This window comes from Candidatus Doolittlea endobia (assembly GCF_900039485.1).
Lineage (GTDB): Bacteria > Pseudomonadota > Gammaproteobacteria > Enterobacterales > Enterobacteriaceae > Doolittlea > Doolittlea endobia.
Genome location: NZ_LN999833.1, coordinates 44,297 through 57,174 on the forward strand (window position 1 = coordinate 44,297; position 12,878 = coordinate 57,174).

The window sequence follows — 12,878 nt, forward strand, 5'->3', positions numbered from 1 at the left end:
TTAAATATTAAAACAACCACTGCCTCCTGTGAAGGCAGGCCATGTGATTATGACCATTAAAAATACCGCCGTAGTCCTTAGAAAACCTAAGGAACATTGATCTTGAAAATCTTACTACAGCATATGTACTTAATGATTAATGCGATTCATATAAATTCCACTTTTGTAATATCTGAGTTGTAGTGGAGGCAATGCTTTGGTGGCAATGCAATCGTTACACAAGAACAGAATAAAGCGATACAGTACTTATAGTACTACTATGAAAAACAGCAAGCAAAAAGGTTAATACTGAAATTCGCAAAAGCGTCATCCTTAATGACAAGCATCCAGATTTAATTTAGCTTTAGTTTGAAATTTTACCACCTTTTTGTTTATTTTTTCTTAACAACTAATGCTTATTTTAACTTATAACAACAGCTCTTATAAAACACGCGCAATTAATGCTGCTGTATCGGACTGCATGTGCAATGCCCTTATAAGGAAAAGGCCGCCAGTGCCGTATGTTTAGATGTAGGCTAAAGGTCAAGCGTGGGATTTAAGCTTAGACTCAAACTGCAACTTGGACTAGAACTGAAATTATAATAGCAAACATAAGATAAGTATCTGTGCACACTACCAACTCCGTTATTGCAGAAAAGACAAAACCTTATGTTTAACCCAAAATCTTTGGCGTGTCAGTATTCTAAGCGACTGAATAACCGAACTGCACTTTTCGTTGTCAAACAAACGAGAATAACAGTGAGGACAGCGCCGTTTGACATCAATACTTCTTATGCGCGATATTGAATAGAATATTCTACGTTTGTTTTGAATTAACAGGATAATTGTTTATTCACTTTATACAGCGCTTTTTGTCCTCCATATGCATTTGCCACACTTTTTCTGCACCAGATCTAAATACTGCTCATGCGCTATTACTTCCTTATTATTAGCATAAATCACCTTCAGCGACGTCTGAACGCGCTGGACCCGTTGAATTTGCACGGTTTTACCTATATCGCGTTGATCTTGCTCTCCTTCCATGAAAAAATGCATTGTGGTCTGGCCACCTGTCATTAGCAGGAAAATCTCTGCTAAAATTTCAGCGTCAAGCAACGCGCCGTGGAAGGTGCGTTTACTATTATCAATCTGATATCGATCGCATAATGCGTCTAAGCTATTACGTTTACCTGGGAACAGGTTGCGCGCTAGTCGTAAACTATCCGTTATCTTACAAAAGGTGTCGATCTTGGCGATACTGCCGTTTAGCATGCTAAACTCATAATCCATAAAGCCGATATCGAATGGAGCATTATGAATAATCAGTTCGCTGCCATAGATAAAGTGTAGCAATTCATTTGCCACGTCTGAAAATGTCGGCTTATCCGCCAGAAACTCGTTGCTAATGCCATGCACATTAAACGCTTCGGGATCGACGAGCCGGTTTGGTTTCAAATAGACATGAAAATGCCGGCCTGTCAGGCGGCGATTAATGATCTCCACCGCGCCAATTTGAATAATTCGGTGTCCTTCATAATGGACTCCTGATTTGTTCATACCGGTAGTTTCAGTATCCAGAACAATCTGTCGCGTAATATTAATGCTCATAATGCTCGTTTATGTCAGACTTAGGTTTTTAACTTAAAACAAGTTTATCAAAATGCGTAAACGAGTCGCAATTTTTACCGACGGTTCGTGTTTAGGTAATCCAGGTCCCGGCGGTTATGGCGCGATACAGCGCTGTAAACACTACGAAAAAACTCTCAGTGCCGGTTATCGTCTGACCACCAATAATCGTATGGAGCTAATGGCTGTAATTGTAGCATTGGAAGCGCTAACAGATGCTTGTGAGGTAGTGCTTAGTACCGACAGTCAGTACGTCCGACAAGGAATTACCAAATGGATACACAATTGGAAAAAGAGGAGCTGGAAAACCGCTGACAAGAAACCCGTGAAAAACATCGACTTATGGCTGCGCCTAGACGCAGCTATTCAGCCTCATACCCTACAATGGGATTGGGTGAAAAGCCACGCGGGCCACCCGGAAAACGAACGTTGTGATGAACTAGCACGCAAGGCGGCCGCTCTTCATATATTGGAAGATGTCGGGTATCGAGTGAAGGCGAAAACTGGCGGTAGCCGAATGGACTAGAAGTTGTCATCGTGTCGTCACCACAAAATAAATGAAAAAATGACACGGATTTGCTGATAAGGTGTATAAATCACATATTATCCAACATTCTTGTCATGCATAATTTTAAAACACAAATAATTCTACGAACAAGGCGTTTGGTAGATACGCCAATTCAAGTTTCTTCCCTATCTGCAGAGTATATTTTTTGTTATAAGGCATTGTATAGGTTGTACTACCAGTAATTTATTTTAGCATAATTTTTTATACTAAATAATATTGAAAATAATTCCATATCCATGTATTTACATGATAATCTATGTAGGTACAGCGTTGACCTCCAAATGCTATGTGGCAATGACATCGACCATATCAGATTTGCTACAATAAAATAACATTAATATTCAATATCTTTTTAAAATAAAAGAAAAGAAACCAAGTAATAGATTACTGCTGTGATAAAGGAACAATCGCTGATCTTAATATAGCGGTAGCAACAGGATAGTTCTTTAAGGTTTAATTAAATTACTAAACATATTATTCTCGATATTGTCGTATTGTAACGACAAACATCTAATATACACAAAGCCTTTTAATAATTGTCGTGTAACTGTTTATTTGTACAATGATCACAAGCAAATAATTACATAATACAAATATTGTATGATTACTATATGACTGCTCGCGGGCATTTCATCTTTGCTTTAGCAAGCGCTATTTTTGCGAAGAAATTAGAATTATCACCCGTGTTAACTCACGGACACTGGGCGCATATCCTTATTGGCGGCATATTAACTTGCCTACTGCCAGATATTGATCACCCAAAGTCTTTTTTGGGCCAGAAATTGCAATGGCTTTCAATACCCATTGCGAAAGTGTTCGGTCATAGAGGCATTACTCACAGTTTTCTGGCTATTATAGGGTGCAGCATATTTTTTTCTACAGATTTGTTATTGCGAACCATTATTTCGCTACCGGTAGATTTTGTCTATGCAATGGTCGTTGGCTATGCCAGTCATATTATTGCTGATATGTTAACACCAGCAGGGATACCGTTGCTATGGCCATATCGTCGGCGTTTTTGTGTGCCCATACTGAATCCTAATAAATATCTTGAGTTGGAACGAATATTTTGTATTTTGACACTTATATGTGCTTTCTTATATCCCTTTGACATATTAGAAGATGTCATCAAAGAATGTAAACTATAACGTTGTTTTAAAAAGGAAAATAATATAGTACATCAATTCAAGTGATACTTCTCATCTCCAAAGCGGACGTCGGTAGAATATTAGCAAAATACAATACCGGTACGCAAAACACGGTTATTTTCCTCGATAGGAATGAGGTGCTGCAATAGATTGACCAAGGTAAGTCAAGATTAATTTTTTACGATCTGGCACTTTGTCTTTATGATTTGCATGTTGACCGAGAAAACGTTGTCTGCAGTGAGGCAGATAGGTTTTGCACGCTGTCTTTAAAGCTGTTTTTCAATGTAGTCGTTTGTTGATTATCTGTATTTTGTACCGTTACCAGACGTGCGGTCAATTCGCTATAAAGCAAGCTGTCGAGGAAACTATTTAGAAAATATGCCGCGTTTGCGGAATATGACGCATTGCACGTTCAGTCAGAACGCGATGGATTTATTACTTGGTAAATTATTAATGGTATTATTGATCACGCTGATCTTATTTAGCTCGGCTTCGTTCACCTTTTTACGCAGAATGCCGGTGTCCATAGCACGCTCTATCCATGCCTGCATCTCAGGCTACGATAATTTTCTGCACCGCACTTAAATTACACGATACTCTTGCATTAACGGGAGCGGCGATGCTTTTGAACTGTGTTTTTATATTCTTCATACGTCGTGAAGCCTTAGCTAAATTGGCTGCGTCGACGATGGCGCGTGAGCTCTTGAGCAAAACAGAGGAGATGATGAACGAAACGGCGAAAGCAGCAATAATAGCAACCAAGTTAGCAACATAGCTCCCTCTTGACGTCATAACTAAATACTAAATAGCTAAGATAGAGCCGGAGGGAAAGGTCGGCGAAACCAGACCGCTACTTAAACAATTCAGTGTGAATACGCCAGTCGCATCGCCAAAGATAACTGCGATCAACAAACGTGGATTCATCAGCACATAGGGGAAATAAATTTCGTAGATACCGCCCATAAAATGGGCGGTGGAGGCACCGCCGGCGGATTGCTTAGTATTACGTGGCCAAATATCATATCTGCTATCAAAACAGAGCTTTAATAAAAATATCGATTTACCAGTCCCGGTTGTCTGCTGAATGTCAAGAGGCGTACCGTGGTTAATAGCTTTATTCAAGAAAAGGATTTTAGCCGGCTCGACAAAAATAGACGTCAGTGAAAAGATGTTCTAGGTCATCCACGCCGCTGTCGGCGCCTTTAACACAGTTAAGCCACCTAAAGGGCCAGCAACCATTGTACCGAGGTATATCGGTGTCTCAGTACCGGCGATCACTCAATAGCGGTAATCGCACCGACGACACCACCGCGTTTGGCTCCCACCATTCGGCCACCAGTATAGCTACAATCAGCAGCGGTAACAGGCACGTAATCATCGGGTCGACTAATTGTGTTAAGTATCCAACCGGACAGGAAGAAACAGCGCAGTGATAATACTCCAAGCAATAAAAGCGCCAATATTAGGCTTCCTCATATTGCTGAGGAAGCGATCAAATTTTACGTTCTTGCCTTAAGATCCGAAGATATAAAAGTCAACCATATTTAAAAACACACTATACAAATAAGAGCGCAAGACTTGTTACAGCGTTGTACATCATGAGCCGGTATTGCTACAGTAGTACTGTTTTATCGCACTCTTTTGTGTATAGCGTAGAAAAGTCAATTATTGTGATTATAATCACGATATGGCTCTCTGTTTAGAGTTATTTAGTAGATCACAGCAATAAACGAAACATATTTATGTACCACTGAGTAGATTGAACTTCATGTATGATACATTATTTGATGGCTAATTTAAAAAGTATAAATCATGCATCTAATAGTAGTATCTCGATTAGAGCTTAATAGAAAGTGTCGTGTATACTATGGATGGACTTAATTTATAATTTTGGTTTAAACAACATAGCGATTTTAGGCATATATACACTATCCAATAATCTTTCATGCACCGTTTCTGATTTTAAAAATAAAATAGCGAGAAAGCTGTTTAATATGGATACGTAGACGATTGCTTTTGCTTGCTTTCAGTCATACTGGGATCTGAGCGGATTTAAGAAGCATATTCCTAAAATTAACTTTCTGTAGATAAAACTGATAGCGATCAAGTGGATCTGATGGAGTGCGATGTAAAGAGTATTCGGCATCAGGCGAATATCCTCACATCCGTAAATTATATTTGAAGCTCCAAATTGTATTTTATTTTTTGCAAATCATTGATGTGACGTACACCATCAAACCTTTTTCTAGTTTCTGATAATAACGTTTATCGTCATTATAATGATATTCTGCATCGATTAATGTATGCAGGAAGTTATAGCCAGCTTAATTTTAGCATGTGTTACAAAGGAGAAAACTGTGCCTTTCTTACATCTGTTTCGTTTTTGTAGAACAGCATTCTCAACACGGCGGCAGTAACTGGAATAGTTTTTAGATTACGTCCTACGCGCTATTTCCCGGTTCCAGCGAATTTCTTAAAAGAGCTCCACAATTCTCTTAGCATCTCGAAAAGTTTTAAACAAGTATTTTGACATTTTAGCAAGTGCCATAAACCTTAATCCCTCAAAGATATTTGGAAGCGTTGCTTTAATGCTGCCACGCATTTCGCAACAATTGCGGCAATCTCCTTATCTTCTAATGTACGAGTGGTATCTTGTAAGATCAGACTAATAGATAAACTCTTAAAACCTTTAGCTACGCCTCTGCCATGATACATGTCAAATAATTTTGCGCTAACTAACTGATTTGAATCAATTGTCTTACACTCTAAGATAATATCTTCTGCGTCGACGTTATCAGCTACCACTATAGCAATATCTCGGCGGTTAGCTGGGAAACGAGAAATGTCAATCGCTTTAGGTACTTTGCGTTCAGCCACTTTCTCCCAGAGAAGTTCAAACACCACCGTACGGCCATTTAAATTTAATTTCGCTTCAAGTTCGGGATGAATGGCGCCAATGAAGCCAATGGGTTCATTATTCAGATAAATAACAGAGCTCTGCCCAGGATGAAGAGCGGGATGCTGTTTTGCTTTGAATCTAAAATTGTCTAATTTGCCAGTAAGCTCAAGGATTGCCTCAAGATCGCCTTTAGCATCGTAAAAATCTACCTGCTGGTTCGGTTGATACCAATGTTCATCAAACTGTAGACCAGAAATAACACCGGCTAGCATAAGATCCTGACGAATGCCAAGATCGGCTGCGTCATCAGAAACAAAGCACAAGCCGCTCTCAAACAATCGGACTCGTTGCTGCTGTCGATTCTGATTATAGACAACAGCGCCAAGAAGCCCAGTCCAGAGTGACAAACGCATGACGGACATGTCTTGAGAAATCGGGTTGGGTAGTACTAACGGTGCCTGATGAGGATGTAATAGAGCTTGAGTTTTTGGGTCAACAAAACTGTAGGTAATCGCTTCTTGGTAGCCGCGGTCTACCAACAACGTCTTGACCCGATCTAGCGGTAGCGCCGCTTCTCGGCTGTGTGGCATCACCAAGTTGGCGCACATCGGCACACTTGGTATTGCGTCATAACCGTATACCCGTGCGATTTCTTCTATTAAATCTTCTTCGATAGCCATATCAAAACGCCAGCTCGGCGCTATGGCTTTCCAGCCTTTCGATACACGGCTAATCTGGAAACCTAAACGAGTCAGAGTATCGCTTACGTCCTCGTCTGAGATAATATGGCCAATCAAACGATCCAGTGTTTTTCGACGCAAAGTAATGATGGCCGGTTTCGGCTGAGCGGATATAGAAGTCACATCGATAATCGGGCCAGGCTGACCGCCGCAGATAGTCATTAGAAGCGCGGTCGCTCGTTCTATAGCTCGCGCCTGAAGGTCCGGGTCCACGCCGCGTTCATATCGGTGCGATGCATCGGTGTGCATTCTGTAGCGGCGGGCACGGCCAGTGATAGCTAAAGGATTAAAAAAGGCGCATTCTAACACCACGTCGTGGGTAATCGAGCTGATACCGGACGCGGTACAGGCAAAAATTCCCGCCATTGCTAGCGTCGTCTGGTCGTGATCGGCAATCACTAACGTATCAGGTGATAGTGTCACATCGTTTCCGTCGAGCAGAGTCAACGTTTCATCTTGCCTGGCATAACGCACCACAATGCCACCTTTGATGCACGCGAGATCGTAAACGCACATCGGTTGACCAAGTTCTAGTAGAATATAGTTAGTAATATCTACTACAGCATCCACCGAGTGCAATCCACAGCGGCGCAGTTTTTCCTTCATCCATAGTGGCGTCGAGATACCAACATTAATATTTTTCACTACACGGCTTAAATATCGCGGGCAAGCTTCAACCGCATCGACGTGAATAGGCAATGTATCGTTAATTTCCATCTCCACTGTCTCAATGGCCGGCATGCGCAATGGCAGGTGATTGCGTACCGCCACATCGCGGGCAATCCCAAGTAGCCCTAAGCAATCTGCACGATTCGGCGTCACATTAATATCAATGGTATTATCGTCAAGCTGCAAATAATCGCGAATACTCTGTCCAATAGGCGCATCAGAAGGTAATTCAATGATGCCGTCATGATCGCTTATAATGCCTAATTCAGAGAACGAACATAGCATACCTTCAGACAGCTCGCCGCGCAGTTTAGTAGCTTTAATTTTGCACGCACCTGGCAGAACAGCACCGGGTATAGCTACCGCTACCCGCAGATTAGCGCGGCAATTAAGGGCTTTACAGATGATATTCAATAGCCGATCTCCGCCAATATCTACTTTAGTAACGCACAATTTTTCGGAATTGAGATGCTGACAGCACTCTACTACTTGACCGACTACCACGCCGGTAAACCAGCCAGCGACCGGTTCCACGCTGTTTACTTCCAGCCCGGACATGGTAATTTGTTCTGCAAGCGCCTTGCTGTCGATGGCTGGATTTACCCATTCACGTAGCCAAAGTTCACTGAATTTCATGTGCAATCCCGTTTTTATTTAAACTGTTTAAGAAAACGCAAATCGTTTGCAAAAAATGCACGCAAATCCGTGATACCGTAACGAAGCATAGTCAATCGCTCTAGGCCTATGCCGAAAGCAAAGCCGGAGTAAATTTCCGGATCGATTCCGACATGGCGTAGGACATTCGGATGTACCATGCCGCAGCCCAACACTTCAAGCCAATGGCTGTTTTTTCTTATCATGTCTACTTCAATGTCTACTTCAGCAGAGGGTTCAGTAAACGGAAAATAAGACGGGCGGAAGCGGATCTGTAAGTTTTCTTCAAAAAAGTTACGCAGAAAGTCATACAACGTGCCCTTTAGATTAGTAAAACTAATATTAATATCGATAATCAGTCCCTCCATTTGATGGAACATTGGAGTATGAGTCTGATTATAATCGTTACGGTATACCCGTCCTGGCGCGATAATCCGAATCGGCGGCTGTTGCGCCTTCATGGTACGGATCTGTACGCCGGAGGTCTGGGTACGCAAAAGCCGGGTTGTGTCAAACCAAAATGTATCGTGATCGGCACGTGCAGGATGATGGGGAGGAATATTTAAAGCATCAAAATTATGATAATCATCTTCAATTTCCGGTCCGGTCACCACTGAAAAGCCTAATGCGCCAAAGAAATGTTCAACACGCGCGATAGTATGGGATATCGGATGTAGACTCCCATTTTCCATTCTACGTCCAGGTAGCGAAACATCCAGCGTTTCAGTTGCTAACAGTGCTTCTATCTCCGCGCTTTTCAGCGTTGCTTTACGATGAGCCAACGCTTGCCGTACGTCCTGTTTGGCCTGATTTATGACCATACCCGCTGTAGGCCGCATGTCCGGCGATAGATCCCGCAGCGCCTTTATTTGCTGAGTAACATACCCTTTTTTGCCTAGATATTCTACGCGGATCAACTCCAACGTCTCTATATCCTGAGACTGTTCAATCTTTGCTTTGGCCTGAACAACTAAATCTGCAAGATGTAGCATTGCTTTCTTCTTTTCCTACCGTAGATGACTGAATCGTAAATGAGCGAGAGGCTTGTCAAGCCGTACAGATATCATCAATAAAAAACCTCCAATTTAGGAGGCATTAGAGCTATTTTCGTTTTTTTGATTTACGTGCATGCTCTCGGACTACAGGCGCTCAAGTAAAAAACGGAAAATAGCAGCACCCATAGTTGCATGACCTTATTGAGGCTATATTATGCTTTGCCAACTCACCGATATTTATGAAAAAAGGGAGACAGCTCCTCTTCTTAATAGGCTTGTGTCAGGACCCCACCTTTCGCTTTATCGGCCAAAGCGCTGAAAGTTGCTTTATCAAACATAGCGATATCTGCCAAGATTTTACGATCAATATCAATCGCAGCCTTTTTCAGGCCATTGATGAACAGACTGTAAGAAATACCATTCTGACGAGCCTCGGCATTAATACGAGCGATCCATAGTTGACGGAATTGACGTTTTTTCTGACGACGATCACGGTAGGCGTATTGATCTGCTTTAATAATCGCCTGGAAGGCAACGCGATAAACGCGCGAACGGGAACCGTAATAACCTTTCGCTTGTTTCAAGATTTTTTTGTGACGTGAACGCGCTACCACACCGCGTTTTACGCGCGCCATATGCTCTCTCCTTAAAAATGACGCTTACGCGTAGGGCAGACAACGAACAATTAAACTCAGATCCCCTTTGGAAACTATAGATTTCGAGCGCAAATGACGCTTACGCTTAGTGGATTTTTTTGTAAGAATATGACGCATGTTAGCATGTTTACGCTTGAAACCGCCAGAAGCCATTTTCTTAAACCGCTTTGCGACACTGCGTGCTGTCTTGAGTTTTAACATAAGAGCATCCTACTTCATATAGTTAATAACACGCATCAGTGAAGCAGAAACGACGCTGAAGCGACATCTTATTCGTCAGACCTTACTACTTCTTCTTGGGTGCGAGCACCATGACCATTTGGCGACCTTCAACTTTAGATGGGAAAGACTCTAATACCGCCAGTGCACTTAGATCGTCACGAACGCGATTGAGCACTGCGATACCAATCTGTTGGTGCGCCATTTCACGTCCGCGGAATCTCAAAGTAACCTTGGCTTTATCGCCGTCTTCCAGAAAACGAACCAGGTTTCGTAATTTGATCTGATAGTCGCTTTCATCAGTGCCAGGTCGAAATTTGATTTCCTTAATCTGAATAATTTTCTGCTTTTTTTTCTGTTCTTTAGTAGATTTACTCCTCTCATAGAGGAACTTGCCGTAATTCATAATTCGGCAAACCGGCGGTTCGGCATTAGGGCTGATTTCAATTAAATCAACACCGGCTTCCTCAGATTGTTCAAGCGCTTTATTCAGACTGACAATACCCATCTGCTCTCCGTCGATACCCGTTAAACGAACCTCTGTAGCACGGATTTCTCGGTTAATGCGATTGGAACGCACCAGTTGAACTCGTTTCCCGCCTTTAATACTTTATTCCTCCAGTTGTAGTTGATAAGGACTACGGCTGTAAATTTCATTCTGCAGTTTGGTAATAAACTCATTAATGTCGATGCTTCCTAGATTTTTACTGTGGCGCGTACGTACGGCAACCTTGCCTGATTGCATTTCTTTATCTCCGCAGACCAGCATGTAAGGCACTCGTTTCAAAGTATGTTCGCGGATTTTAAAGCCTATCTTTTCATTTCTCAAGTCTGCTTTCACACGAATTCCTATTGCTAACAGTTTTTCTGTCAATTTTTCGACATATTGCAATTGATTATCGGTGATATTCATCGCAATAGCCTGCGTCGGTGCTAACCAGGTTGGATAGAAACCCGCATACTCTTCCGTCAGGATACCAATGAAGCGTTCCATTGACCCTAAAATAGCACGATGGATCATGACCGGTACCACCCGTTCGTTATTTTTTCCAACATAAGAAGCATTTAAACGACCGGGTAGTGAGAAGTCAAGCTGCACGGTACCACACTGCCAGGCACGATCCAGGCAATCAAAAAGTACAAATTCAATTTTAGGACCATAAAAAGCACCCCCGCTAGGCTGGTATTCAAAGGCAATACCGTTTTCCGTCAGTGCGGCAGCTAGATCGTGTTCCGCTCGGTTCCAGGTATCATCGCTGCCGATACGTTTTTCCGGACGGGTAGAAAGTTTCACTAGAATTTTTTCGAAGCCAAACGTTCCATACACATCATATACCATTTTAATGCAATTGTTTACTTCATCGAGCACCTGGTCTTCAGTACAAAAAATATGGGCATCATCCTGAGTAAAACCGCGCACCCGCATGAGCCCATGCAATGACCCTGACGGTTCATTACGGTGGCAACTGCTGAATTCGGCCATCCTAAGAGGAAGATCACGATAAGACTTCAAACCTTGATTGAAAATTTGCACATGACCAGGACAATTCATCGGTTTAATACAGTATTCTCGGTTTTCCGACGATGTGATAAACATATGCTCGGCGTAATTGTCCCAATGTCCGGTTTTTTCCCAAAGCACACGGTCCATCATAAATGGCCCTTTCACTTCTTGGTACTGATAAGCCTTATGCTTCATACGTACAAAGGTTTCTAGTTCGCGAAAAATAGTCCAACCACTATTGTGCCAAAACACCACACCAGGTGCTTCTTCCTGCATATGATACAAGTCGAGCTGCTTACCAATTTTACGATGATCACGCTTCGCTGCTTCTTCCAAATGCTGGAGATACGTATTGAGCTGCTTTTTGTCTCCCCAGGCTGTACCATAAATGCGCTGTAACATTTTATTTTTACTGTTTCCACGCCAGTAAGCGCCGGAGGTTTTTTGTAGGGTAAAGTAGTGGCATAAACGCATGTTGGGGACGTGCGGACCACGGCACATGTCGACATATTCTTCATGATGATAAAGCACGACATAATCATTGCGGGGGATATTCTCATCGAGAATAGCGACTTTATAATCCTCGCATCGCGTCGCAAACAAATCACGGGCCTGTTGCCAGCTTACTGTTTCTTTGATAACATTGTAGTCTTTTTCAGCTAGTGCATGCATCCGTTTTTCTAACAAATCGAGATCATCTCGCGTCAGAGTATGATCGATATCGACATCATAAAAGAAACCTTTATCGATAACCGGACCGATAGCCATTTTCGTTTGCGGCCACAGTTGTTTGATAGCGTGTCCGAGCAAGTGTGCGCAGGAATGGCGAATAATGTTCAGCCCCGCTTCATCTTTAGCAGTAATGATAGCAAGCTTGGCATCGTGCTTAATAACATCAACGGCATCAACTAATTCTCCATTAACGCGCCCGGCAATACAGGCTTTGGCCAGACTAGGGTCGATATTGCAGGCAACATCAAGAGGAGAGACGGAATGGGGGAATTGATGCTGACTACCATCAGGGAGAATTATAACGGGCATGCGGTTTCCTTAAATTGCAGTGGTGATCTATATGCAAGATCACTTACGTTTCATATTTCTTGTGCATTTCTGCTAATGCCGCTTCTAACCAACAATCTCTAGTGTATATGTAATGCTCCTTACTACCGCAGAGACAGCAAATTGTTTGCGGCGCTATAATATCATGACAAACAAAGCATT

At 42.3% G+C, this 12,878-nt stretch carries 12 protein-coding genes and 1 pseudogene; 2 read left to right on the plus strand and 11 right to left on the minus strand.

The features are described 5' to 3' along the window. Positions 1-837: 837 nt before the first annotated feature. The gene (gene dnaQ, locus A4A68_RS00190; protein WP_067565195.1) at positions 838-1,587 is read right to left on the minus strand and encodes a DNA polymerase III subunit epsilon; all 750 of its coding nucleotides are present in this window, start codon (positions 1,585-1,587) and stop codon (positions 838-840) included. A 52-nt stretch (positions 1,588-1,639) separates the two neighbouring features. Between dnaQ and rnhA the strand changes: the two genes are divergently transcribed. Together rnhA and A4A68_RS00200 are read left to right on the plus strand one after the other, a co-directional pair. Beyond that, positions 1,640-2,131 (plus strand): ribonuclease HI, encoded by a 492-nt coding sequence (gene rnhA, locus A4A68_RS00195; RefSeq protein WP_067565198.1) that lies wholly within the window; start codon positions 1,640-1,642, stop codon positions 2,129-2,131. Positions 2,132-2,784: 653 nt separating this feature from the next. Next, on the plus strand, positions 2,785-3,321 hold the full coding sequence (locus tag A4A68_RS00200) for a metal-dependent hydrolase (protein WP_067565200.1): 537 nt from the start codon (positions 2,785-2,787) through the stop codon (positions 3,319-3,321). Positions 3,322-3,737: 416 nt separating this feature from the next. Here A4A68_RS00200 and A4A68_RS03805 read toward each other — a convergent pair whose 3' ends face one another. The 10 genes and pseudogenes from A4A68_RS03805 to thrS form a co-directional block, all read right to left on the minus strand. Continuing rightward, positions 3,738-3,872, minus strand: a complete 135-nt coding sequence (locus A4A68_RS03805; protein ID WP_408605374.1) for a hypothetical protein — start codon at positions 3,870-3,872, stop codon at positions 3,738-3,740. A gap of 1 nt (position 3,873) precedes the next feature. Next, the gene (locus tag A4A68_RS03810) at positions 3,874-4,083 is read right to left on the minus strand and encodes a hypothetical protein (RefSeq protein ID WP_197651230.1); all 210 of its coding nucleotides are present in this window, start codon (positions 4,081-4,083) and stop codon (positions 3,874-3,876) included. Positions 4,084-4,122: 39 nt separating this feature from the next. Then, positions 4,123-4,443, minus strand: a complete 321-nt coding sequence (locus tag A4A68_RS03815; RefSeq protein ID WP_067565207.1) for a hypothetical protein — start codon at positions 4,441-4,443, stop codon at positions 4,123-4,125. 84 nt (positions 4,444-4,527) lie between these two features. Further along, positions 4,528-4,797: pseudogene (locus tag A4A68_RS03820) on the minus strand (PTS mannitol transporter subunit IICBA); the annotation flags it as partial. Positions 4,798-5,874: 1,077 nt separating this feature from the next. Beyond that, on the minus strand, positions 5,875-8,265 hold the full coding sequence (gene pheT, locus A4A68_RS00220) for a phenylalanine--tRNA ligase subunit beta (RefSeq protein WP_067565213.1): 2,391 nt from the start codon (positions 8,263-8,265) through the stop codon (positions 5,875-5,877). A gap of 14 nt (positions 8,266-8,279) precedes the next feature. After that, the gene (gene pheS, locus A4A68_RS00225) at positions 8,280-9,275 is read right to left on the minus strand and encodes a phenylalanine--tRNA ligase subunit alpha (protein WP_067565216.1); all 996 of its coding nucleotides are present in this window, start codon (positions 9,273-9,275) and stop codon (positions 8,280-8,282) included. Between the two features lie 269 nt (positions 9,276-9,544). Beyond that, positions 9,545-9,913, minus strand: a complete 369-nt coding sequence (gene rplT / locus A4A68_RS00230) for a 50S ribosomal protein L20 (protein ID WP_067565218.1) — start codon at positions 9,911-9,913, stop codon at positions 9,545-9,547. Positions 9,914-9,937: 24 nt separating this feature from the next. Further along, positions 9,938-10,135: a 50S ribosomal protein L35 gene (rpmI, locus tag A4A68_RS00235; RefSeq protein ID WP_067565221.1), complete on the minus strand. Its 198-nt coding sequence runs from the start codon at positions 10,133-10,135 to the stop codon at positions 9,938-9,940. 85 nt (positions 10,136-10,220) lie between these two features. Then, a complete protein-coding gene (infC, locus tag A4A68_RS00240; protein ID WP_067565224.1) occupies positions 10,221-10,760 on the minus strand; it encodes a translation initiation factor IF-3 in 540 nt (179 codons plus the stop codon). Positions 10,761-10,763: 3 nt separating this feature from the next. After that, a complete protein-coding gene (gene thrS, locus A4A68_RS00245; RefSeq protein WP_067565227.1) occupies positions 10,764-12,698 on the minus strand; it encodes a threonine--tRNA ligase in 1,935 nt (644 codons plus the stop codon). Between the last annotated feature and the right edge of the window lie 180 nt (positions 12,699-12,878).

Excerpts from the sequence above, each read along its gene's own strand:
- dnaQ (WP_067565195.1), bottom strand. The coding sequence starts at position 1,587 with ATGAGCATTAATATTACGCGACAGATTGTTCTGGATACTGAAACTACC.
- rnhA (WP_067565198.1), top strand. The coding sequence starts at position 1,640 with ATGCGTAAACGAGTCGCAATTTTTACCGACGGTTCGTGTTTAGGTAAT.
- A4A68_RS00200 (WP_067565200.1), top strand. The coding sequence starts at position 2,785 with ATGACTGCTCGCGGGCATTTCATCTTTGCTTTAGCAAGCGCTATTTTT.
- A4A68_RS03805 (WP_408605374.1), bottom strand. The coding sequence starts at position 3,872 with ATGCAGGCATGGATAGAGCGTGCTATGGACACCGGCATTCTGCGTAAA.
- pheT (WP_067565213.1), bottom strand. The coding sequence starts at position 8,265 with ATGAAATTCAGTGAACTTTGGCTACGTGAATGGGTAAATCCAGCCATC.
- pheS (WP_067565216.1), bottom strand. The coding sequence starts at position 9,275 with ATGCTACATCTTGCAGATTTAGTTGTTCAGGCCAAAGCAAAGATTGAA.
- rplT (WP_067565218.1), bottom strand. The coding sequence starts at position 9,913 with ATGGCGCGCGTAAAACGCGGTGTGGTAGCGCGTTCACGTCACAAAAAA.
- rpmI (WP_067565221.1), bottom strand. The coding sequence starts at position 10,135 with ATGTTAAAACTCAAGACAGCACGCAGTGTCGCAAAGCGGTTTAAGAAA.
- thrS (WP_067565227.1), bottom strand. The coding sequence starts at position 12,698 with ATGCCCGTTATAATTCTCCCTGATGGTAGTCAGCATCAATTCCCCCAT.